This is a genomic window from Arthrobacter sp. NPDC089319 (assembly GCF_040684925.1).
Classification (GTDB): domain Bacteria; phylum Actinomycetota; class Actinomycetes; order Actinomycetales; family Micrococcaceae; genus Crystallibacter.
In genome coordinates, this window is sequence record NZ_JBFBGZ010000001.1 from 1 (window position 1) to 21766 (window position 21766).

Consider the following 21766-nt stretch of genomic DNA (forward strand, 5'->3'; position numbering starts at 1 on the left):
CGGCCGATCGGTCGCGTCGTCGAGTTCCCAGGCCGCGAAGTCCTCCCGGTGCGCCCGGTTGCCCTGGTCAAGGTCCTCATCCGCGGCCGGCGGGACACCAGGCCCGCGTACGGGTCCGGGCCCGGCTCGAACACGGGCTCCGCCCACCGCACCTGCACCGGCACCGGGTCTTTCCGGGCCGGCTTCATCCGCGCCAGAATCGCCGCGATCGCCGCCTCACGCTCCTCCTGCGTAGGCAACCTCCGGCCCTCCCCAGAAACCGGTTCCCGCTCCGCGTTCTCCTCCATGACCCCACTCAACCAGCCGGGTACGACAATTTGGGCTCGCCCCCAATGCGGACCTCAGAGTTCGCGGAGGAAGGCGTTGGTGGGACATCCGAGGGCGAAGGAGACCCTGGCGAGAGTCGAAAGCAGGGCTAAGGGGACCTGATGGAGCGGGAAAGTTCCGAGGCGGCAGTAGAAGACATGGTGGGGGGCCGGCGCCGCCGCGACTTGAGCTACGGAGCCGGCACTCGGGACGGTCTAAGGGCTACTCGTGATCCTGCCAGCCGTCGCCCTCCGTGTAACTGGCGACCAGGGTGCCAGCTCCCGGCTGCATTGAGTCGTCGGGGTCGTCGAAGAGCCGCGCCTGGTCCGCCTTGCTGTGGGACAGGATGGACTCCGCAGCTTCTTTGGCTTCCGCCAGGGACGCGCCGAACACCTCGGTTCGGACGGGCAGGTTATCGGTGCTGATGAGGTCGGCGTCGGTTTCGCTCAGTGGAACCGTATAGCCGCGCTGCTCTTCGCTGACCGGAAACTCGAAGTTCCCCTCGTCCGGATCAGCCGGAACGACATACTCCACGTAATAGGACATGGTCGTACTCCCTTCAGCGTTGGCCGGCGTCGAATTCGTCGGGCGCGGCCGACAGTTCGTCGAAAGCTATCACCTGGCCCGGCCTCGTCCTAGAGGGTGGCCGTGGCCCGCGGCGCGTGGGACCAGATGCTTGAGTTATTGGGCGGCCAGGACCCGACATGCCCGGGACAGGGCATCGGATGGTCACGGCTGCGGTGCGGCAGCGATTTCGACGTCGATGCTGCCGCCGTCTGTGACGACGAAGGCTGCGCTGGTGCCGGTGAAGTCGGGTCCAACCCCTCCGGGGTCGGCGCAGTAGGCCGCTAGGTTGATTTCGCCGGCTGGCAATTCCAGCACCGTGGTGCCGCTTTCATTGGCATCAACGGCCTGCGTATCACCGCCGCCGGACATGGAGCCCCCGGCCGAATACAGGCTGACGGTGGGGGTGCTGATGAGCTTACAGACATAGGCACCGTGCCCGGTCTGGCCGAGGGCGCCGCCGGTGCCAGCAACGATCCGGGCCCTGGCCTCGCCGGTGGGCCGGCTTTGGGCGTAGCTCGCTACCGGGGGACTGGTACGGGCCGTGGCGACGCCGGGGGAGTTGCCTGCAGAAGCCGCATTCGTCATCGAGGTGCTGACGGACGCCGCTCCGTCCGTCGCCGCGGTGCTCCGGGATAGTCCCTGTTCGGCCGCGCGCGGCACCGTCGCGCCGTCCGCGTTTGCGGAGCAGCCGGCCAGGGCAGCGAGCAGGACGGCAGCGGTCAGCAGCGGTAGGACCCGTTCCATAAACAGATCCTGTCCGGACCACCTTGGATTTCCCTTGCATTATTAGGCGAGCACCGCCGTCGTCGTTAGACTGACAACTGCGTAAGGGAGTATCCCCCATGCGCTGCAGCCGTCAACACGTAGGGCACCGACGCCCGGCCGGCTGCAGCGACCGGCAATGCCGGAGGAGAGACTTGCGGGCCAAACCGCTACCCGCTTACGAAAGGGAACCATGAGCGTTTCTCCCCTGATCTGGGGCATCACGATCGTCGTTATCCTCGCGCTGCTCGCCTTCGACTACTTCTTCCACATCCGCAAAGCGCATGTGCCGTCGCTGAAGGAAGCCGCCATTTGGTCCGCCCTCTACGTGGGCATCGCCATCGTCTTCGGCATTCTGGTGCTGATCTTTGGCGGTTCTGCGATGGGCTCGGAGTACTTCGCCGGCTACATCACCGAGAAGGCGCTCTCGGTGGATAACCTGTTCGTTTTCCTGATCATCATCGCCAGCTTCAAGGTGCCCCGCGAAGACCAACAGAAGGTGCTGCTGTTCGGCATCGTCTTCTCGCTGATCGCGCGCACCGGGTTCATCTTCCTGGGCGCCGCACTGATCAACTCCTTCGCGTGGGTTTTCTACGCCTTCGGCCTGATCCTCATCATCACCGCCGGCAACCTGCTCAAGCCTTCCCACGGGGGCGACGAGGCGGACAACTTCATCATCCGGGTGGCCAAGCGCTTCTTCCACACCACCGATTACTACGACGGCGACAAGCTGTTCACCATCCAGAATGGAAAGCGTGCTCTGACCCCCATGCTGCTGGTCATGGTGGCCATCGGCGGCACGGACATCCTGTTTGCTCTGGACTCCATTCCCGCAATCTTCGGCCTGACGCAAAACGTGTACATCGTCTTTACCGCCACGGCGTTCTCGCTGATGGGCCTGCGTCAGCTGTATTTCCTGATCGACGGATTGCTGGACCGGTTGATCTACCTGTCCTACGGTCTGGCAGCCATCCTTGCGTTCATTGGCGTGAAGCTGATCCTGCACGCGCTGCATGAGAACAACCTGCCCTTCATCAACGACGGCAACCCGGTGCCAGTCGTCGAGATCTCGACGGGACTCTCGCTCACCGTGATCATCGGCGTCCTGGTCATCACCGTGGTCGCCTCGCTGGTGAGCAAGGCCGGCAAGGCGCAGAATGCCATCAACAATGCGCGCCGCCACGCGGTCAGCTACATCGATCTCTCCTACACCGCAGATCCAGCCGAGCGCGAACGGATCTACGGCCTGCTGGTGGAGGAAGAACGCCAGATCGAGCAAATGGAGCCGAAGTACCGCAACAAGGCCAAGGACGTGGATAAGATCCGCGAACAAGTGGCTGAAGCACACCGCCAGCACGCCGAGTACCAGAGGGGCTAGGCCGGCCACGCTCCGGAGGGGCCTGGTGCGGCTCCTCCGGAGCGGCCTACGGTGGAACCATGGCTGATGAACGCAGGACGGGCGGGCAGCCCGGCAACCCACTGATGATGGGCCTGATCTTCGGGATCCTGCTGGGCGTGGTGATGTCCTCGGTGACCGGCCAGTGGTGGTGGATTGCGATCGGCGTGGCCCTGGGCGCAGCCGTCAGCGGGGGCCGGGCCGCGGCCGCCAGAAGGGGCCGCGGGCAGGGCCCGGACGGCGAAAATTCACGCCCCGGCAGCCGTTAACCGACGTCGGAAACGGGGTTCGTGGACTGATTGGCCGGACCCATCCGGATAAGTTCTGCAGCCCCTTCAAGGGCAAAACTTCCGGTGCTACCGTGAGGGCTACTGATCAAGAAAACCCCGCATTTCCTATTCGCCCGGGAAGGTGATCATGATGGCCGAGCAGGTCAATACGACCCACGCTGCGAACAAGAGGTACGCCGAGCTGTACAAGAAGCCGGGGCCGTGGATTACGGTCTATGTTGACGCCAGCGCCGGGACCGCGGAAACGCTCCGTGCGGGGGACGTGCTGCCGGACAGACTGCGTGAATCGCTCGAAAGGCAAGGCGCCGCGAAAGCGGACATCCGGGCCGTGATCGACGCCGTTTCCCCCGCCACGGGCATGCCGTCGCCGGTCAGCCGCTACGTGCTGGTCCGCGAGGGCGAGGCAGAGGTCAACGAGGTGCTTCCAGGGGCCATGTCCGGCCCCGAAGTCGTCGAAGCAGGTCCGATTCCGGACCTGGTGCCGCTGTTGAAGGCGCGCGGTGAGGACTTCCCGTATGTTGTGGCAGAGGTTGGCCGGGACGGCGGTGAGGTCCACCTGCAGTACGCGCGCCGAAACGGTGTGGCGGAAACGACGACGGTGGAAGGCGACCGGGAGAACCTCACCAAGATCCCCGGCGGCGGGTGGTCGCAAGGCCGCTACCAGCACCGCACCGAGGAAATTTGGCGCAAGAACGCCGATGAGATCGCGGCCGAAATTGATCGCGTGGTACAGGCCAGCAAGGCGCGGCTGCTGATCATCGCCGGCGATATCCGGGCCCGTGAGCTGGTGGTCGAACAGCTCTCCGAAGCCAGCCGGGCGATCGAGTCCACCTTTGAATCGCACACCCGCACCGGCGGTGCCGACAAGGAGGCACTCCGGGCCGAAATCGCCGCCCGGGTGGCCCATGTCTGGACCGAACAGCGCAAAGCCATCCTGAACCGGCTGGCGAACCAGACGGGACAGGCCCATCCGGAGTGGACCGTGGGCCTGGGCGAGTGCATCCGCGCCCTGCAGCAGGCGCAGGTCGGCACGCTGATCATGAACGACAATGCGCTCGCCGACCACCACGTGAATGTGCTGAACGTGGAACCCTGGATCGCCACCGCCGGCGAGCAACCGGTCAACGGCGAGCTGCTGGCCAAGATTCCGGCGCCGGCGGCGCTGGTACGGGCCGCGGCGCTGACCGACGCCCGGGTGGCCATGGTCCCAGCAGGTGCGCTGCCGGGCGGCAAGAGCATTGCGGCCTTGCTTCGCTGGCCCACCGGCCCGGACGTTCCCCGAGGCTAGCCCGGTCGCGGGAAGCCGGCGGGCGCTGGTACCGAAACATCGGCGTCCGGTGCCCGCTGCCTAAGCGTTCAGAGCCGGGCGTAGGCCCAGCCGGTCCATTGACGCTGGGCCAGATGGGCGATGGCCGAAGGCACCGCCTCGACGCCGCGGACAAGGTCTCCATCTTCCAGGCCTGCTGACCGCATGCTGTTGCCGCAGGCGAGGATGCGCACGTTTAGTTTTCGGGCGTTGTCGATGGCTTCGGAGGCCGGTGGGCCGGTGGCGAGCATGGCGACGCCGGGTCCCTGCACGAGCACTTCGATGTAGGTTTCCTGGCCAAGCGCGGCACGGGCATTGGCGGCACTGCGCAGGATGCCGGGGAGGGCTTCCTGCTCGAGTGGGCCGGCGGAGTGGATGAGCAGGCCGCGGCCCGCTCCGCCCTGCGGCGTTCTGGCTGGGCTAGAGGTCATGGTGCTCCACGGAAAGCTCGAAGTTGCTTGTTATGCGAGCGACAGGAAGAGCTTCTCCAGCTCTTTCTTGTCCATGCTGGCGTCCTTCTGGACGAGGCACTGCTCCAAGCCGGTGGCGATGATGGCGAACCCGGCGCGGTCAAGTGCCTTGGAGACGGCCGCCAGTTGGGTGACGACGTCTTTGCAGTCCCGCCCTTCTTCCAGCATCCGGGTCACGGCGGCCAGTTGGCCCTGGGCCCGCTTCATGCGGTTGATCACCGGCGTGAGTTCTGACGGATTCAGTTCCAAGATGTTTCTCCAAATGTGGGCGGCGGATCTGCCATAAGTGTATACTCCCTAGGGTGTTTGACGTACCCCCTGGGGTATCTGTAATACTCGGTGGGGTATCCATTAGTTCCCCATCGAAAGGCCAGCCATGGCTTCCCCTTCTTCGGCCCATGCCGTTACCGCACTCGCTCCGGAGACCCTGCGCTCCTGGATGTCGGAGCACCAGGACCTGATCGTGATCGACGTCCGCTCAGCCGCTGAGTTCGAGTCCCTGCACATCCGTGGGTCCTACAATGTGCCGATGCCGCTGCTGTCCGAACACACCGACGAACTCGCCGCCCGCCTGGGCAGCCGGGTGGTGTTGGTCTGCCAGTCCGGAGCGCGCGCCGAGCAGGCCCGCCAGCGCCTGGGCGCCTCCGGAGTGAACACCGCCTATGTCCTGACCGGCGGAGTGCCCGGTTACGCGTCCGCCGGCGGCCACGTCGTCAAGGGCAAAGCGCGCTGGGACCTGGAACGGCAGGTCCGCCTCGCTGCCGGCTCCTTGGTGATGCTGGGCCTGGCTGGAGGCAAGTTCGTTTCCCCCAAGGTCCGGATGCTGGCCGGAGCGATTGGCACCGGCCTGACGTTCTCCGCGGCGACCAACACTTGTGCCATGGGTAAGGCACTCTCGGTCATGCCCTGGAACAAGGCCGCCAAGGAGCCCACCCGGGAGAGTGCCATCCTGCAGTTCCCCGTTCCCGCAACTGCAGGAGCTCCGGCGGCATGACCTTGTCCCTGTTGCTGGGGCTGCTCGTCGGGGTTGTCTTGGGTTTGGTGGGCGGCGGCGGGGCGATCATCGCCGTCCCGGCCTTGGTGTATGGGGTGGGCATGAGTCCGGCCCAGGCGATTCCCACGTCGCTGCTGGTGGTGGGAGTGTCCTCGCTGGCGGCCCTGCTGCCCCGGATCCGGGAAGGCCTGAACTGGCCGGTCATCGCCCTGGTGGGTGCGGCCGGCATCCCAGCCGCCTGGGGCGGCGCCGCCGTCGGCCGAGTCCTTGACCCGAACGTCCTGATGCTGGCATTCTCAGCAATTATGGTGCTCGCAGGCATCCGGATGCTCGCTGGGACCCGCGAAACCGACGGGTCCTGCGGCACGGGGCCGGGCCGGGCCCTCCGGGCGTGTGCCCCCAAGGCGTTGGCAGTGGGACTGCTGGTCGGGTTCCTCACCGGACTCCTCGGCGTGGGCGGCGGCTTCCTCATCATCCCGACGCTAACCATCTTCCTGGGGCTGCGCATGAAGCAGGCCGTCGGAACCTCCCTGGCCGTCATCGTCATCAACTCAGCCGCGGGGTTCAGCGCCCACGCCGCAGGCTTCAGCATCGACTGGCCCACCACCCTTGCGTTCGCAGTTCCCGCCGTCGTGGGATCCGTCGTCGCGGCCCGGCTGGCCCGCCGGCTGAAGGACAAGCACGTCCGCATCTCATTTGCAGTACTCATCTTCGCCGTCGCGGGGTGGGTCACCGCCGGCACCGTCACCGCCTGACTCCGGGCCCCAATCCAGAACCGAAACCTCCCTACCCAAACCTCCCAGACCCTTTCATTTGAAGGAGAGCACCAGATGCTTATCGAGCGCATTTACGACGACGACCTCGCCCAAGCCAGCTACCTGATCGGCTGCCAGGCCAAAGGCGAGGCGATCGTGGTGGACGGCCGCCGCGACATCGCCGTCTACCAGGATCTCGCCGCGAAGAACGGCATGAAGATCGTGGCCGTCACGGAGACCCACATCCACGCCGACTACCTCTCCGGTACCCGCGAATTGGCCGCCGCCACCGGCGCGAAGATTTACGTCTCGGGCGAGGGCGGGCCGGACTGGCAATACCAATTCGACGGCGAACGGCTGTTCGACGGCGACACCATCGCCTTGGGCAACATCAGCATCAAGGCGGTCCACACCCCCGGGCACACCCCGGAACACTTGGCCTTCCTGGTCACTGACGGCGCCTTCAGCGACCAGCCCGGTTACCTGCTCTCCGGAGACTTCGTCTTCTCCGGCGATCTGGGCCGCCCCGATCTGCTGGACGAGGCCGCCGGCGGCGTTGACACCCGTTTCGAGGGTGCCAAGCAGCTCTTCGCCAGCCTGCGGGACAAGTTCCTCACCCTGCCCGACTACGTACAGGTCCACCCCGCGCACGGCGCCGGCAGTGCCTGCGGCAAGGCCTTGGGCGCCATCCCGTCCTCCACCGTCGGCTACGAACGCCTTTACGCCTGGTGGGGGCGCTACCTTGCCGCGAACGATGAGCAGGGCTTCATCGATGAGCTCCTCGACGGCCAGCCCGATGCGCACGCCTACTTTGGGCGGATGAAACGCGAAAACCGCGAAGGCCCGGCGGTGATGGGCGAACGCGCCCCGCTGGTGGAACTGGACACCGCGGACGTCGCCAAGGGTCTGGCCGAAGACAAGCTGACCTTCATTGACACCCGCTCCAACGGCGATGTCCACTCCGGCACGGTGGTCCGGTCACTGAATGTCCCGGCGGGCAAGTCCGTGGCGAGCTACGGCGCCTGGGTGGTTAACCCGGAGACGGATAAGGCCCCGCTGGTCCTCTTGGCCCCGGACCGGGATGCGGCGCAGGAGGTGTGGGACCATCTGGTCCGCGTGGGCATCGACAACGTCGCCGGTTATGTCACCGGCATCGACGGGCTGCCCACCGCTGTCCCGAAGCTGATCCAGCCCGGGGAACTCGACGGCTTCGACGCCGCCATGGTCCTGGACGTCCGCAACAAGACGGAGTACGCCGACGGGCACATACCCGGCTCGCACCAGCTCAGCGGCGGACGCGTCATGTGGCACCTGGATGAACTGCCCGCCCACGGCACCATCGTGACCTACTGCCAGTCCGGCGTGCGGAACTCCGTGGCGGCCAGTGCGCTGCGCCGGGCCGGGTACGATGTTGCGGAACTCGACGGCAGCTACGCAGCCTGGACCGCCTGGCAGAGAAGCGTCGCCGCAGCCTGACCGGTATTAACGCGCGCTGGCCCTGAAGCCGCCCAGGGCCAGCGCCACGGGCACCGCGGCCGCGGCCGCACCGGCATGCGGGCGGCAGGCCGACGGGTAGGGCAGCGGCGGGCGGACCTCCAATGCGGCCTGGCCACTGAAGAGTTCCGGCAGCCGGTAGTCGAAACCCTCCGCGGCATCCAGCAGGCCCGCCGCCAATTGCGCGGCCTCCGCCTGGAAGCCGGTGCGCAGCAGTCCCATCACTATCCACGCCGTGTCCTGGCTCCAGACCGCCCCCGCGCGGCGGCGGGTGGGCCAGTACCCCGGGTTCGCGGTGGACAGCGTGCGGATGCCGTAGCCGGTAAACAGCGTCCGGTCCATCAGCCGGCCGGCCACCGTCCGGGTTTCCTCGGCGTCCAGCAGCCCGGTGCCCAGCAGATGTCCCATGCCGGATCCGACGCCTGCCACCTGCCGGTCCCGGTCGTCGAGGGCCATCGCCGGGTACGGTCCGGCGTCGTCCGCACACCAGAACCGGTTGCGGAAATTAGTAGCCAGCCGCGACGCGTAGTCCCGCCACTCCTCGCCGGCGTCGGCCTCGCCAAAGTAGTCCAGCAGCACCGATGCCGCTCGTGCCGCCTCGTAGCCGTAGGCCTGCAGATCGGCCGGGGCAACGACTCCGGTTGCCGCGCTGCCGTCCAGATGGCGGTAGGCGCCGCGGGTGTCCCCGGCACCTTGGTGTCCGGGGCCTTGGAGGGGCGGGACCGGCATTCGGATGAAGCCGTCGCCGCCGGGGTCCGAGTGTCGCCGCAACCAATCCAGTGCCGCGTCCAGCTGGGGCAGCAGGTCGCGGACGGCGTCCTCGGGCATGCCGGAATGCCAGGCATCGTGCAACAGGACGATCCAGAGCAGCGTGGCATCCGGCGAACCGAAGATGACCGGCGGCAGCTCCCGGACCACGGCGTCCACGGCCATCGACAGCCGGCGCTGCCGCACTTCCTGGACCATGAGGCCGGGCTGTTCGCCGGTCTCTTCGCTTTCCACGGTGCCCTGCCACCGGGCCACCGAACGCAGCGTCCCCTCCGCGACGGCGGAATCGATCGGCAGCAGCAGCCGGGCGGCCACCAGCGACTCCCTGCCGTACAGCGTCAGGAACCACGGAGCACCGGCTGCCAAAAAGACGTCGGCCGGGGCATCCCTGCCGGCCATGCGCAGGCTGTTGAGGTCTGTGAGGGAGCGGCTCATCAGCCGCTGCAGCCGCGAGTCTCCCGTCACTGACGGCGTGCGCAGCACCGGTGCCGATGCGGCAGTGAGGGGAGCGCCGGCGTCGTCGTAATCGATACTCCAGGAGAGGACGACGACGGTGCCCGGCGTGAGCAGCGCCGTCCACTCCAGCCGGACCAGGCTGCCGTCGAAGTCGGCCTCGGCGCCCTCCGCCGTCAGCACGGCGCGCGTACCGTCGCGCCAGCTCCACCGGGCCTCGCCGGGCGCCACCGAACCGGCCTCGCCCGCCGCCCCGGCACGCACCTGCTCCAGCGGGATGGCATCCGCGACCAGATCAACCCGGACCTGAAGTTCCAGCTCGTCCTGCAATGCGGAGGTAAAGGTTAACGTCTCGCCCAGCCGGCCGCCCTGCACCGTCCGGGAACGGTTCAGGGTGACCAGCGGGTCAGTCCCCTCCGCTGCGGTCCGGAGGAAGGAGATGAAATCGGCCCGGCCCGCGGACCGCGATTGGGTGGACATCCATTCCGGCTCCTGGCCGTTGACCGTCAGCAGGCAGCGGGCCAGCACCCGGTCGTCCCCGAAGTACACGCCCTGCGCACCATGGCCCCGGATCTGCCCGTGCGGTTCGCTCCACGCCTGGAGCGGAGCCGCAAAGACTCCGGTGAGGTCATGGACATACGGCTGGCGATAGACCATGAGCTCATCTTGGCAGTATCGGCCGCTGCGGAACAGTCTTTGGTCCGCCGGCGGTTGGCCGGTGCGCCTCAGCCTTCGGCGTCCCCGGCTTCCAATTCCTGGCCGCCAGGCGACCAGGACAGATGGATCTGCACGCCGCTCTCCGTCTCCTCGATGACCAGGCGCAAATCTTCGCCGTACAGTTCGTCGGGCGATGCGGCATCACTTTCGCTCTGCTCCACCAAATCGGACAGCGCAACGGCCATGGCCCGGCCCCAGTCGTGTGGATTCTTGCTGTTGGCGGTGGCCGAGGCCGTATAGGTGGCGTTCATGTTGATCCGAGCACCAAACATGGCGTTCAACCGGCACCTCCTGTTGCACGTTTAGAACCTGCCGCACGACGCTGTGCCGCAGGTCTCATCAGACTAACCAGCGGCCTGACCCCGATCCACCTTTTCACGTACATTACTCGTATGTGACGCCAGTCATAATCACTTACCGGCAGGAGGTCTTCATGATGGGCAGCGCGGCCGATCGGGCGAAGGTGGACAAGGCGGTCCAAGGGGTGCGGGACGAGATCCTGTCCGGCGGACTGGCACCCGGCACCACGGTGACCGTGTCCGGGCTGGCTAGTCGATTTGGCACGGAAGACGCGCTGATGCACCAGGCCGTCTCGGCCCTCGCAGACGAGGGCCTGATCGAGGCTGAGGGACATGAACACCGCATTGCCAACCTCGGCCGGCAGCAGGCCGTGCAGCTCTTGGACGTGATGGGCGTGGTGCTGGTGGCACTGTTCGAACGGGCTGCCCCGCGGTTGTCGGCCGGCGAGATCGACCGAATGGCAACGTTGGTGGGCGAGTTGCGGACCGCCCTGGCGCACGAAGACATGCTGGCGTCGCACCGGGCTAATGACGGCCTGGTGGGCATCATCCTTCAGGCCGGCGACCATCAGGAACTGCGGGACGTGAACACCCATGTGCTCGGCCGTTCGCTGGCCCGGCTGCACCTCTTCCAACATGCCGTGGCCTATCCCATCTGGACCGATGGCTGGGACGAGACGGTGCAGTACTTGCAGCGCGGCCAGCCCGAGGCCGCCGTGGAGAGGCTGCGCCGGACCTTCTGGATCCTCGCCGAGGAGCTGGCGCCGGAGAGTTCGTAGCCGGTCTGCGGGTCTGCCGGGAGGCGGCGCCGTGAAGGGATAGGGTGAAACCCGGCCGAATCCACTCGGCCGTCCCGCCCCGCCGTTCGACCCCCTGGACCACGCTTGACCTCGCCCGCACCACAGACTGCCGATACCCGACCGCATTCCGAGGACCGCTCCCGCTCCAGCCATGGCCCGGCGCCCCGGAAGACCTCCCCGTTTACTGGCCGCTTGACGGTCCTCGCCGGCATCCTGCTGCTCGCGCTGAGCCTGCGGCTGGCCGTCTCCGGCGTCTCGCCGGTGCTGGCTGGCATTGCCGCAGAGCTGCCATTCGGCACCGCCTCCACCGGCGTGCTGGGCATGTTGCCCACCGCGGCCTTTGCCGCCGCCGGATTCGCCGTGCCGGTTCTGATGCGGCGGATCGGCTTGGAAGTCCTGCTGCTGGTGGCCATCGTCATGGCCGCGGTGGGCCAGCTGGGCCGGGCGATGGCCTCCGATGTACCGTCCTTCCTGGTCCTGTCCGGCCTGACCATGGCCGGCTACGGCGTCGGCAACATCCTTCTGCCCCCGTTGGTGAAGCGCTATTTCCCCGACCGAATCGGCCTCATTACCGCGCTCTACGTGACGCTGCTGGCGGTCAGTACCGCGTTCAGCCCGCTGCTGGCCGTGCCGCTCGAGGAGGCGGCCGGTTGGCGTTTCTCGATCGGGGTCTGGGCGGCCGTGAGCGTGGCGGCCCTGGTGCCGTGGCTGGTCACCGCATGGACGGAACATTCCCGGCGCAAGATTTCACGCCTGGTGCTGCAGCCCTACCGGCCCGGGGGCCTGGAACCGGATCAGCACGACGGGGCGCAGACGCGTCATGCCTTGGCCGCGGTAGGGGTGGGCGGAGCCGGTGCGTCTTCCATGGCGGGCCTGGACGGTCCCGCGCCAGGTCCGCCGGCCACAGTGCAAGCCATCACCGCAACCACCAGAACGACGGCGGTGCGCGTCTGGCGTTCGCCGCTCGCCTGGGGCCTGGCTTTGGTGTTCGCCGGGACCTCGTCGAACACGTTCTCGATGTTCACGTGGCTGCCGCCGCTGCTGGTGGACAGCGGAATGTTGCCGCCCATGGCGGGCACCATGCTGGCCTATTACGCCATTCTGGCCCTGCCGACCAGCCTGCTGGTGCCGCTGATCGCGGCGCGGTTGCGCAATCCGCTGGGACTGGGCCTGCTCTTCATCGGCTTCTATGCGGCCGGCTACGCCGGCCTGCTGTTGTCGCCGTCGTTCGGCACCTGGCTCTGGATTACCCTGGCCGGCCTGGGCCAAGGCACCTTCGCGCTGGCCCTGCTGCTGGTCAACCTGCGGACCCGGACCACCGCCGGCGCCGGTGCACTGTCCGGGTTCGCGCAAGGGATCGGCTACACGGTCGCCTGCGCCGGTCCGCTGGCCTTCGGACTGCTGCGCGACGTCAGCGGCGACTGGGCGGCTTCCTTCGGCCTGCTGGGCGCCGCCCTTCTTCTGCTGGCGGTGGGCCTGGTCATCGTAAGCCGGCCGCGGTATCTGGAGGACGCGGCCCGGGACTGATGCGGCCGCTCGTTCCCCGGTCGGCCCGGCGCCGGTAGGCTGACGCACAGTCCGTCACGAGGAGGCACCATGAAGTTCAACGACCTGCTGGCCGATGCCTACGGGCGGATCCAGGAACGGGTCCACCACGTGCTGGAAGGCCTGGACGCCGACCAGCTGGCTGCCCGGCCGGGCGGCGACAGCAACTCGATCGCCTGGCTCGTCTGGCATTTGACCCGCATCCAGGACGATCACATTGCCGACGTCGCAGGCACCCGGCAATACTGGCTGGCGGGCTGGTGGGAGCGCTTCGACCTGCCGCTGGCCGAGAAGGACCATGGCTACGGCCATACGTCCGAGCAGGTGGCGGCCGTCCGGGTGGAATCGGCCGACTTGCTGCGCAACTATTACGACGACGTGCATGCGGGCACGCTGAGCTATCTGGCCGGGCTGACCGAGGACGATCTGGACCGGATTGTTGATACCCGGTGGGACCCGCACGTGAAGCTGGGCGTCCGGCTGGTGAGCGTCCTAGACGACTGCCTGGAGCACGTCGGCCAGGCCGCGTACATCAGGGGCATGCTCGCCCGCGGGGAAGTCTAGCGGGCTGGCCCGGCTGACCGTGGCGGTTCCGGCGCGGTCATCACCTTGTTGCCCGCCAGCGGCTGGACTACCATTCAAGGAGTTAGAAACAACTGCATACAGCCTTCGACATGCGGCGGGAGAGTCCTGCTGAGCACTAGGTCAGCAGGCGCCGTAGGAGCAATACCTCCCCAGGAATCTCTCAGGCCCCTGTACCGCCGCGGAGAGGCAACTCTGGAAAGCAGCCGGACCCTCCAAGGACCGGCTCACCGACGGTGCAAGCAGGAACCGGCCCCGGGCCGTCCGCCTGCGGAATCTCTCAGGTCCAGTCACAGAGCGGGGAGGAACCCTTCACTACCGGTATGGCCACCCCATGCCGGGGATCAACTGGAGTTCCTCAATGACGGCTAAAGCCAACCTCGACACCCGGCCCGGCAGCACCTCCTTCGCAGACCGCCACATCGGTCCGCGCCGGAACGACGCGGAAGTCATGCTCAAGCAGTTGGGTTACGGAAGCATCGACGATCTGGTGGACGCTGCGGTGCCAGCAAACATCCGCCAGCAGGAACCGCTGGCCCTGCCCGCCGCCCGCAGCGAGGCCCAGGTGCTGGGCGACCTGCGCGCCCTGGCCGCCAAGAACGTGACGGCCGTGCAGATGATCGGCCAAGGCTACTACGACACCATCACTCCGGCCGTGATCCGCCGCAACGTGGTGGAGGCCCCGGCCTGGTACACCGCCTACACGCCGTACCAGCCGGAAATCTCGCAGGGCCGACTGGAGGCGCTGCTGAACTTCCAGACCATGGTGCAGGACCTCACCGCGCTGCCGATCGCCAACGCCTCGCTGCTGGACGAAGCCACCGCCGTGGCCGAGGCCGTGTTGCTGATGCGCCGCTCCAACAAATCCAAGGCCGCCGGCAAGACCGTGCTGGACGCCGACTTGCTGCCGCAGACCATCGCCGTGGTCAAGGGCCGGGCCAAGGCGCTGGACTTCGAGGTGGAGGTGGCCGACCTCGCCGCCGGGCTGCCCGACGGCGACATTTCCGGCATCGTGCTGCAGCAGCCGGGAGCCTCCGGCCGCGTCTTCGACCACGCCCCGGTGATCGCGCAGGCCAAGGAACGGGGTGCCATGGTCACCGTGGCCGCAGACCTGCTGGCGCTGACCCTGATCACCCCGCCGGGGGAGCAGGGTGCGGACATCGCCGTCGGCAATACCCAGCGATTCGGCGTCCCGCTGTTCTTTGGCGGCCCGCATGCCGCCTACATGGCCGTGCGCAAGGGACTTGAACGCTCGCTGCCCGGCCGCCTGGTGGGTGTGTCCAAGGACGACGCCGGCCGCCCCGCCTACCGCCTGGCGCTGCAGACCCGCGAGCAGCACATCCGCCGTGAGAAGGCCACCTCCAACATCTGCACCGCGCAGGCACTGCTGGCCGTCGTGGCCAGCATGTACGCGGTCTACCACGGCCCCGAGGGGCTGAAGGCGATTGCGCAGCACACCAACGAGGCCGCCCGCACCCTGGCCGGCGCGCTCACCGGCGCGGGCTTCAGCCTGGTTGCCGACCAGTTCTTCGACACCCTCACGGTGAAGGCTCCGGGCAAGGCCGCGGAGATCGCCGCCGCCGCCGAGGCCAAGGGCGTGAACCTGCGCCGCATCGACGCCGACCACGTGGGCATTTCCACCGATGAAACGACGACGGCGGAGCACCTCGCCCTGGTCGCGGAGGCCTTCGGCGTGGAGGACGCGGCCGGCAAGACCGCCGAGGCCGCCGCTGGCTTCGAGCTGCCGGAAGACCTGCTGCGCAGCTCCTCCTACCTGGACCACCCGGTGTTCCACAGCTACCGCTCCGAAACCCGGATGCTGCGCTACCTGCGCCGGCTGTCCGACCGCGACCTGGCGCTGGACCGGACCATGATCCCGCTGGGCTCCTGCACCATGAAGCTGAACGCCACGGCGGAAATGGAAGCGATGACCTGGCCGGAATTCGCCTCCATCCACCCGTTCGCTCCCGCCAGCCAGACCGCCGGCTGGCGCGAACTGATCGCCGACCTGGAAGACCGGCTCGCCGCGATCACCGGCTACGCGGGCGTCTCGATCCAGCCCAACGCCGGCTCGCAGGGCGAATACGCCGGCCTGCTCGCCATCCGCCGCTACCACCTGGCCAACGGTGACGACCAGCGCGATGTCTGCCTGATCCCCGCCTCCGCGCACGGCACCAACGCGGCCTCGGCCGTGCTGGCCGGCATGAAGGTAGTGGTGGTCGCCACCGCACCGGACGGCACCATCGACCACGCCGACCTGCGCGCCAAGATCGACCAGCACGCAGACGCGCTCTCCGCGATCATGATCACCTACCCGTCCACGCACGGGGTGTATGACGCAGATGTGCGCGACGTCTGCGACGCGGTGCACGCGGCCGGCGGTCAGGTCTACATTGACGGCGCCAACCTCAACGCGCTGGTTGGACTGGCCCAGCCGGGCAAGTTCGGCGGCGATGTCTCGCACCTGAACCTGCACAAGACCTTCTGCATCCCGCACGGCGGCGGTGGCCCCGGCGTTGGCCCGGTAGCCGTGGCCGAGCACCTGGTGCCGTTCCTGCCCGGCAACGCCGCGTTGGCGGAGCATGAGGGCAAGGGCGTTCCGGTCTCCGCCACCGAGTACGGCTCGGCCGGCGTGCTGCCGATCTCTTGGGCTTACGTAGCCATGATGGGCGCCGAGGGGCTGACCGAGGCAACCAAGAGTGCGCTGCTGGCCGCCAACTACGTGGCCAAGCGGCTGAACGAGCACTTCCCGGTGCTCTACACCGGCAATGACGGCCTGGTGGCGCACGAATGCATCCTGGACCTGCGCGAACTGACTGCCAAGTCCGGCGTGACCGCCGAAGATGTGGCCAAGCGGCTGATCGACTACGGTTTCCACGCGCCCACGCTGTCCTTCCCGGTGGCCGGCACGCTGATGGTGGAACCCACCGAGTCCGAGGACCTGGAGGAGATCGAGCGGTTCATCGACGCGATGATCTCGATCCGGGGCGAAATCGACCAGGTTCTCAACGGCGACTTCCCGCTGGAGAACAGCCCGCTGCGGCTGGCCCCGCACACCACCGCGGCCGTGATCAGCTCCGACTGGGACCGTCCCTACACCCGCGAACAGGCCGCCTTCCCGGTCCACGGCCTGCAGGTGGACAAGTACTTCGCCCCGGTGGGACGGATCGACGGCGCAGCCGGCGACCGCCACTTGATCTGCTCCTGCCCGCCGCCCGAAGCTTTCGAGAACTAGGAAAGGTCTGCACCCCTTGACTACCGAGACCACCACGCCCCGACACACCGCGCTCTACGAGGAACACGAGCGGCTGGGTGCTTCCTTCACCGACTTCGGCGGCTGGATGATGCCGCTGAAGTACAGCAGCGAACTGGCCGAGCACCATGCCGTGCGCAACAGCGCCGGGCTGTTCGACCTCTCGCACATGGGCGAAGTCTGGATTAACGGCCCGGAAGCCGGAAAGTTCCTGGATTACGCCCTGGCCGGCAAGCTCTCCGCCGTCGCCGAGGGCCGAGCCAAGTATTCGCTGATCTGCAACGCCGACGGCGGGATCATCGACGACCTGATCATCTACCGGCGTCCCGCGAACCAGGATGGGGACCGCTACCTAGTGGTGCCCAACGCCGGCAACGCCCCGACGGTCGCCGCGGAGCTGGCGGCGCGGGCGAAGGGCTTCGACGTCACCGTGGAAGACGCCACCGCCAACACCTCGCTGGTGGCCGTCCAGGGCCCCAAATCGGTGGAGATCCTGCTCCAGCTGGTGCCGGCGGCCCAGCACGCCACCGTGCGGGAGATGAAGTACTACTCTGCCGACGAGGTGGACTTCACCGTGGCCGGAGCGCCGCTGAAGCTGCTGCTGGCCCGCACCGGCTACACCGGCGAGGACGGCTTCGAGATCTACGTCCCGAACGCCAACGCCGGCTCGCTCTGGAACGCCCTGCTGGAAGCCGGGCAGAGCGCGGACCTGCTGCCGGCCGGACTGGCCTGCCGCGATTCGCTCCGGCTGGAAGCCGGCATGCCGCTGTACGGCAACGAACTCAGCCTGCAGGCCAGCCCCTTCGACGCCGGGCTGGGCGGTGTGGTCTCGCTCAAGAAGGACAGCGACTTCGTAGGCCGCGCGGCGCTTGAGGCGCAGAAGGAAAAGGGCTCGGCGCGCAAACTGGTGGGCCTCAAGGGCGCCGGCCGGCGCGCCGGCCGCTCCCATTACCCTGTGCTGAAGGACGGCCGGACCATCGGCGAAGTCACCTCCGGCCAGCCCAGCCCCACCCTTGGCTACCCGATCGCGCTGGCCTACGTGGACGCCGAGTACGCCGAGCCCGGAACCCGGGTGGACGTGGACCTGCGCGGCAAGCCGGAGCCGTTCGACGTCGTCGAACTGCCCTTCTACCGGCGGGAACAGTAGCCGCTCCCGCCACCAAGGCACCCGCCGTCCCCGCCTCCGCGGGGACGGCACCGCCGTACCTCCCACTCGCGTTAGGACAGGGAAGACATGGCTGTAGGCGTTTTTGACCTTTTCTCCGTGGGCATCGGCCCCTCCAGTTCGCACACGGTGGGCCCCATGCGGGCCGCGGCCGTGTTCGTGCGCGAGGTGGCCGACGCCGGCCTGCTGGAGAAGGCGGGCGGGCTCCGCGTGGACCTGTACGGGTCGCTGGCCGCCACCGGCCGCGGCCACGGCACCTTCACCGCCGTGCTGCTGGGACTGGAGGGCTTCGAACCGGAGGCCATCCTGCCGCAGCAAGTGGAGGAGCGGCTGGCGGACATCGCCGCGACCGGCCGGCTGCAGTTGGGCGGGGAAGTGCCCGGCGCCACCGCGCGGCCACTCGAGTACGGCGTGCAGGACATGGTGCTGCACCCGCTGACGGTGCTGCCCCGGCACACCAACGGCATGCGCTTCCAGGTGCTGGCAGCAGCGGACGACGGCGATGCCCAGGTTCTGCACGAAGCCACCTTTTTCTCCGTGGGCGGCGGGTTCATTGTCCGCGACGGTGAGGAGGAAGCGGCCCAGGAGGAACTGGAGTCCTCCAAAAAGCAGCTGCCCTATCCGTTCCGCACCGCGGCCGAACTGCTGGAACATTGCCGCAGCACCGGCCTGAACATCAGCGACATCATGATGCTCAACGAGCAGGATGCCCGCCCGCGCGAGGAGATCGAGGCCGGGCTGGTGCATATCTTCGATGTGATGGAGGAATGCAAGGATTCGGCGATCCGCCGCGAAGGGGACCTGCCCGGCGGACTGAACGTGCGCCGTCGTGCCCCCGGATGGCATGAGCGGCTGCGCAAGGAAGACCCCCACCGGGACCACAAGTACTGGCAGGAATGGGTCAACCTCGTGGCGCTGGCCGTGAACGAGGAAAACGCCTCCGGCGGCCGGGTGGTTACCGCACCCACCAACGGCGCCGCCGGGATCATCCCGGCCGTGCTGTTCTACGCCACCCACTACGCCCCGGGGATGGAGCACGCCACCCGCGAGGACAAGGAACAGGTGGTGGTGAAGTTCCTGCTCACCGCCGGCGCCGTCGGCGTCCTCTACAAGGAACAGGCCTCCATCTCCGGCGCCGAAGTCGGCTGTCAGGGCGAGGTAGGGTCGGCGTCGTCGATGGCGGCGGCGGGCCTGGCCGAGGTGCTCGGCGGAACCCCCATGCAGGTGGAGAACGCGGCCGAGATCGCCATGGAGCACAACCTGGGCCTGACCTGCGATCCGATCGGCGGGCTGGTGCAGATCCCGTGCATCGAGCGGAATGCGATCGGGGCCGCCAAAGCCGTGAACGCGGCCAAGATGGCGCTGATGGGCGACGGCACGCACCGGGTGTCATTGGACCAGGTGATCGTGACCATGCGCGAGACCGGACGGGACATGAGCGACAAGTACAAGGAGACCGCCACCGGCGGCCTCGCCGTCAACGTGGTGGAGTGCTAGGACGCCAAATCATCCAGGCGGCGGCCGTCCGGGCTGTCCCGGCCTGACCGGCCTCCACTTGGCGGGCCGGACGGACGCCGCGGCGGCATCGGCGGCCGGCGGGGAACCTGTGGCTTCTGCGCGGCACTGGCAGCCACGCTGGGCAAACGTTTGACCGGCTGCTGCTCCCCGGCGTCAGCCTGCCGCGCGGTGTGTGCACGCAGTTGTTCCCCGGCTCCGCGCCATTGCTGCGCACCCGAACGGAGCTGACTTACGCCGGCCTTGGTGGCGGTGCCGAGCCCGCTGGCCGCCGGACCCAGCCTGCTGCCCAGCTCTTTGGCCCGGCCGGCAGCGGCCGCCCACGGAAGTGCGGCGACGGCCGAGCCGGCGGAGCGGGCCGCCGCGGACAGCCGTTCCCCGGTGGCCCGGCGGTCTTCCGCGGCAGGCCGATGGTGCAGCATGAAGATAGCCGCGAGCAGGCCAATCGGGATGGAGACCAACACGGCCACGGCGCCTGCGTACATGGCCAGGAAAAGTTTGGTGGGGGAGTCGAACATGCCCGCGACGAACGCGGCGGCGCCCAGCAGCAGCCAAAGCCAGAAAATGGCTACGCAGATCAGCGTGGTGCGTGCCCGGCGGTAGGTACGGAGCGACCGCCCGCGCACCGTGTGCTTTGCCGCCTCCACCGCTTCCTGCTCCCCCGAAACAGCCCCACTGACGGAGGCACTTGAGCACATTGTAGGTCGCTGCCGGCGCCGGAACCGGCAGGGCACGCCGGTGGGTTGGCCCGCGGGAATGCCGCCTTGCCGGCGGCTGCGCCCGGACCGAGGGTTTAGCTGCGCCCGGTCCGGTGTTAGTGTGGCCGCAGGCCGGGCCGGAAGGCTTCCGGCGAAGGATGCACCAGGACCACTGAATCACTGTCCACAACAGGGAGGGAGCCTGGACTATGTCCACTTCAGCGACGCCTCACATTCTCATCTTGGGCGGCGGTTACGTCGGCCTGTACACGGCGTGGGGGATCCGCAAGCGGTTGGGGCCGGAGGCGGCCCGGATTACCGTAGTTGAGCCGAACTCGTACATGACGTACCAGCCGCTGCTGCCCGAAGTCGGCGGCGGCGAAATCGAACCGCGGATCGTCACCGTCAACCTGCGCAGTGCGCTCAAGAACGTGGACATTGTCCGCGGCAAGCTCGTCTCGCTGGACGTCCAGGCCAAAACGGCCAAGCTGAGTGAAATCGGCGGCGGTGAACGCTCGCTGGACTACGACCAAGTGGTGTTCGCCGTCGGCGCGGTGACCAGGACGTTCCCCACTCCGGGGCTGGACGAACACGGCGTCGGCTTCAAGACCGTGGAAGAGGCCATCTACTGCCGGGACAAGGTACTGGACAACGTGGCCCTGGCCGCCGGCACCAGCGACCCGGAAGAGCGGGCCAAGGCACTCACCTTCGTGGTGATCGGCGGCGGCTATACCGGTGTCGAAGCGCTGACGGAACTGAGCGATCTGTCCAAGCTCGCCGTGGACGCACATCCGGAGTTGGACCGCTCCCAGTTGCGCTGGGTGCTGATCGAAGCGCTGGACCGGGTGGCTCCCGAAGTGGGGCCGGATCTGTCCAGGTGGACGCTGGGCCACTTGCGCGAGCGCGGCGTGGACGTGCGGCTGAAGACCACCATGCCGTCCTGCGAAGACTCGGTCGCCGAACTCAGCACCGGAGAACGCATTCCGGCCGGGCTGATCATCTGGACGGCCGGCATGAAGCCCAACCCGGTGCTGGACGACACCAATGTCCCGCGCGGGCCGAAGGGGCACGTGAACGCGAACGCCCGGTTGCAGGTCATCGACGACGCCGGCCAGGTGGTTCACGGGGCATGGGCCGCCGGCGACTGCGCCCAGGTGCCCGATCTGGCCGCCGAACAGCAACCCGCCTACTGCCCGCCGAACGCCCAGCACGCCGTGCGCCAAGCCAAGGTGCTGGCCCAGAACGTGGTCAACGCGGTGCAGGGCCAAGGGCCGGCGGAGTACCGGCACAAGACCTTGGGAACGGTTGCGACCTACGGCGTGGGCCGGGGCGCGGCCAAGATCCTGGGCCGCGATATCAAGGGCAAGCCGGCCTGGTACGCGGCAATGGGCTACCACGGCTTGGCGCTGCCCACCTGGATCCACAAGTGGCGCCTGCTGGCCGGCTGGAGTTCGCTGATCCTGGGCGACCGCGACATTACCTCGATGGGCGCCACCCGGCATCCACGGCGGGCCTTCGTGGACGCGCATGCGGATACGCAGAAGGGCAAGAAATAGGACCGCTGCTAGCCGCCTGAGTCCGGCGCACCGGCGCGGGAAAAGGTGAGCTAGCTCTCCATTGTTACGGTGCAG

At 67.8% G+C, this 21766-nt stretch carries 20 protein-coding genes and 1 riboswitch; of the genes, 13 read left to right on the forward strand and 7 right to left on the reverse strand.

The window, feature by feature from the left end; translation table 11 throughout:
- Positions 1–528 precede the first annotated feature (528 nt).
- Both AB0N75_RS00005 and AB0N75_RS00010 read right to left on the reverse strand, forming a co-directional pair.
- A complete protein-coding gene (locus AB0N75_RS00005; protein ID WP_364643325.1) occupies positions 529–852 on the reverse strand; it encodes a hypothetical protein in 324 nt (107 codons plus the stop codon).
- Between the two features lie 183 nt (positions 853–1035).
- On the reverse strand, positions 1036–1617 hold the full coding sequence (locus AB0N75_RS00010) for a hypothetical protein (RefSeq protein WP_364643328.1): 582 nt from the start codon (positions 1615–1617) through the stop codon (positions 1036–1038).
- Between the two features lie 211 nt (positions 1618–1828).
- Between AB0N75_RS00010 and AB0N75_RS00015 the strand changes: the two genes are divergently transcribed.
- The 3 genes from AB0N75_RS00015 to AB0N75_RS00025 all read left to right on the forward strand — a co-directional run bounded on the left by AB0N75_RS00015 (position 1829) and on the right by AB0N75_RS00025 (position 4609).
- Entirely contained in the window at positions 1829–3013 is a 1185-nt protein-coding gene (locus AB0N75_RS00015) for a TerC family protein (RefSeq protein ID WP_364643331.1), read from the forward strand.
- A gap of 59 nt (positions 3014–3072) precedes the next feature.
- The gene (locus AB0N75_RS00020; RefSeq protein WP_364643334.1) at positions 3073–3300 is read left to right on the forward strand and encodes a hypothetical protein; all 228 of its coding nucleotides are present in this window, start codon (positions 3073–3075) and stop codon (positions 3298–3300) included.
- A 151-nt stretch (positions 3301–3451) separates the two neighbouring features.
- Entirely contained in the window at positions 3452–4609 is a 1158-nt protein-coding gene (locus AB0N75_RS00025) for a Vms1/Ankzf1 family peptidyl-tRNA hydrolase (protein WP_364643337.1), read from the forward strand.
- A gap of 68 nt (positions 4610–4677) precedes the next feature.
- Here the strand turns inward: AB0N75_RS00025 and AB0N75_RS00030 are convergent, their stop codons facing one another.
- Both AB0N75_RS00030 and AB0N75_RS00035 read right to left on the reverse strand, forming a co-directional pair.
- Complete coding sequence (locus AB0N75_RS00030; protein WP_364643340.1) at positions 4678–5058, reverse strand: DsrE family protein; 381 nt, start codon at positions 5056–5058, stop codon at positions 4678–4680.
- Between the two features lie 30 nt (positions 5059–5088).
- Positions 5089–5346 carry a metal-sensitive transcriptional regulator gene (locus tag AB0N75_RS00035; protein ID WP_364643342.1) on the reverse strand — a complete coding sequence of 86 codons (258 nt, stop codon included), beginning with the start codon at positions 5344–5346 and terminating at the stop codon, positions 5089–5091.
- Between the two features lie 127 nt (positions 5347–5473).
- Here AB0N75_RS00035 and AB0N75_RS00040 point away from each other — a divergent pair, with 127 nt between their 5' ends.
- The 3 genes from AB0N75_RS00040 to AB0N75_RS00050 all read left to right on the forward strand — a co-directional run bounded on the left by AB0N75_RS00040 (position 5474) and on the right by AB0N75_RS00050 (position 8322).
- A complete protein-coding gene (locus AB0N75_RS00040) occupies positions 5474–6091 on the forward strand; it encodes a rhodanese-like domain-containing protein (protein WP_364643345.1) in 618 nt (205 codons plus the stop codon).
- On the forward strand, positions 6088–6846 hold the full coding sequence (locus tag AB0N75_RS00045; RefSeq protein ID WP_364643347.1) for a sulfite exporter TauE/SafE family protein: 759 nt from the start codon (positions 6088–6090) through the stop codon (positions 6844–6846). The genes AB0N75_RS00040 and AB0N75_RS00045 overlap by 4 nt, the downstream gene beginning before the upstream one ends.
- A 75-nt stretch (positions 6847–6921) precedes the next feature.
- Entirely contained in the window at positions 6922–8322 is a 1401-nt protein-coding gene (locus tag AB0N75_RS00050; RefSeq protein ID WP_364643350.1) for an MBL fold metallo-hydrolase, read from the forward strand.
- A 6-nt stretch (positions 8323–8328) separates the two neighbouring features.
- Here AB0N75_RS00050 and AB0N75_RS00055 read toward each other — a convergent pair whose 3' ends face one another.
- Both AB0N75_RS00055 and AB0N75_RS00060 read right to left on the reverse strand, forming a co-directional pair.
- The gene (locus AB0N75_RS00055; protein ID WP_364643353.1) at positions 8329–10218 is read right to left on the reverse strand and encodes a glycogen debranching N-terminal domain-containing protein; all 1890 of its coding nucleotides are present in this window, start codon (positions 10216–10218) and stop codon (positions 8329–8331) included.
- 68 nt (positions 10219–10286) lie between these two features.
- The gene (locus AB0N75_RS00060; RefSeq protein ID WP_364643355.1) at positions 10287–10559 is read right to left on the reverse strand and encodes a hypothetical protein; all 273 of its coding nucleotides are present in this window, start codon (positions 10557–10559) and stop codon (positions 10287–10289) included.
- A gap of 113 nt (positions 10560–10672) precedes the next feature.
- Between AB0N75_RS00060 and AB0N75_RS00065 the strand changes: the two genes are divergently transcribed.
- The 6 genes from AB0N75_RS00065 (at position 10673) to AB0N75_RS00090 (ending at position 19419) form a co-directional block, all read left to right on the forward strand.
- Positions 10673–11356, forward strand: coding sequence for a GntR family transcriptional regulator (locus AB0N75_RS00065; protein ID WP_364643358.1), 684 nt, complete (start codon positions 10673–10675; stop codon positions 11354–11356).
- A 213-nt stretch (positions 11357–11569) separates the two neighbouring features.
- Positions 11570–12904: an MFS transporter gene (locus AB0N75_RS00070; protein ID WP_364643361.1), complete on the forward strand. Its 1335-nt coding sequence runs from the start codon at positions 11570–11572 to the stop codon at positions 12902–12904.
- A gap of 69 nt (positions 12905–12973) precedes the next feature.
- Positions 12974–13486 carry a DUF664 domain-containing protein gene (locus AB0N75_RS00075; RefSeq protein WP_364643364.1) on the forward strand — a complete coding sequence of 171 codons (513 nt, stop codon included), beginning with the start codon at positions 12974–12976 and terminating at the stop codon, positions 13484–13486.
- A gap of 106 nt (positions 13487–13592) precedes the next feature.
- Positions 13593–13693, forward strand: a riboswitch (glycine riboswitch).
- Between the two features lie 172 nt (positions 13694–13865).
- A complete protein-coding gene (gcvP, locus tag AB0N75_RS00080) occupies positions 13866–16739 on the forward strand; it encodes an aminomethyl-transferring glycine dehydrogenase (protein ID WP_364643367.1) in 2874 nt (957 codons plus the stop codon).
- Positions 16740–16755: 16 nt separating this feature from the next.
- Positions 16756–17904, forward strand: coding sequence for a glycine cleavage system aminomethyltransferase GcvT (gcvT, locus tag AB0N75_RS00085; RefSeq protein WP_364643369.1), 1149 nt, complete (start codon positions 16756–16758; stop codon positions 17902–17904).
- Between the two features lie 87 nt (positions 17905–17991).
- Positions 17992–19419, forward strand: coding sequence for an L-serine ammonia-lyase (locus AB0N75_RS00090; RefSeq protein WP_364643372.1), 1428 nt, complete (start codon positions 17992–17994; stop codon positions 19417–19419).
- Here the strand turns inward: AB0N75_RS00090 and AB0N75_RS00095 are convergent.
- Complete coding sequence (locus AB0N75_RS00095) at positions 19416–20084, reverse strand: hypothetical protein (protein ID WP_364643375.1); 669 nt, start codon at positions 20082–20084, stop codon at positions 19416–19418. The two genes, AB0N75_RS00090 and AB0N75_RS00095, sit on opposite strands and share 4 nt — an antisense overlap.
- 260 nt (positions 20085–20344) lie before the next feature.
- Between AB0N75_RS00095 and AB0N75_RS00100 the strand changes: the two genes are divergently transcribed.
- Positions 20345–21691, forward strand: coding sequence for an FAD-dependent oxidoreductase (locus AB0N75_RS00100; RefSeq protein ID WP_364643378.1), 1347 nt, complete (start codon positions 20345–20347; stop codon positions 21689–21691).
- Positions 21692–21766: the final 75 nt, after the last annotated feature.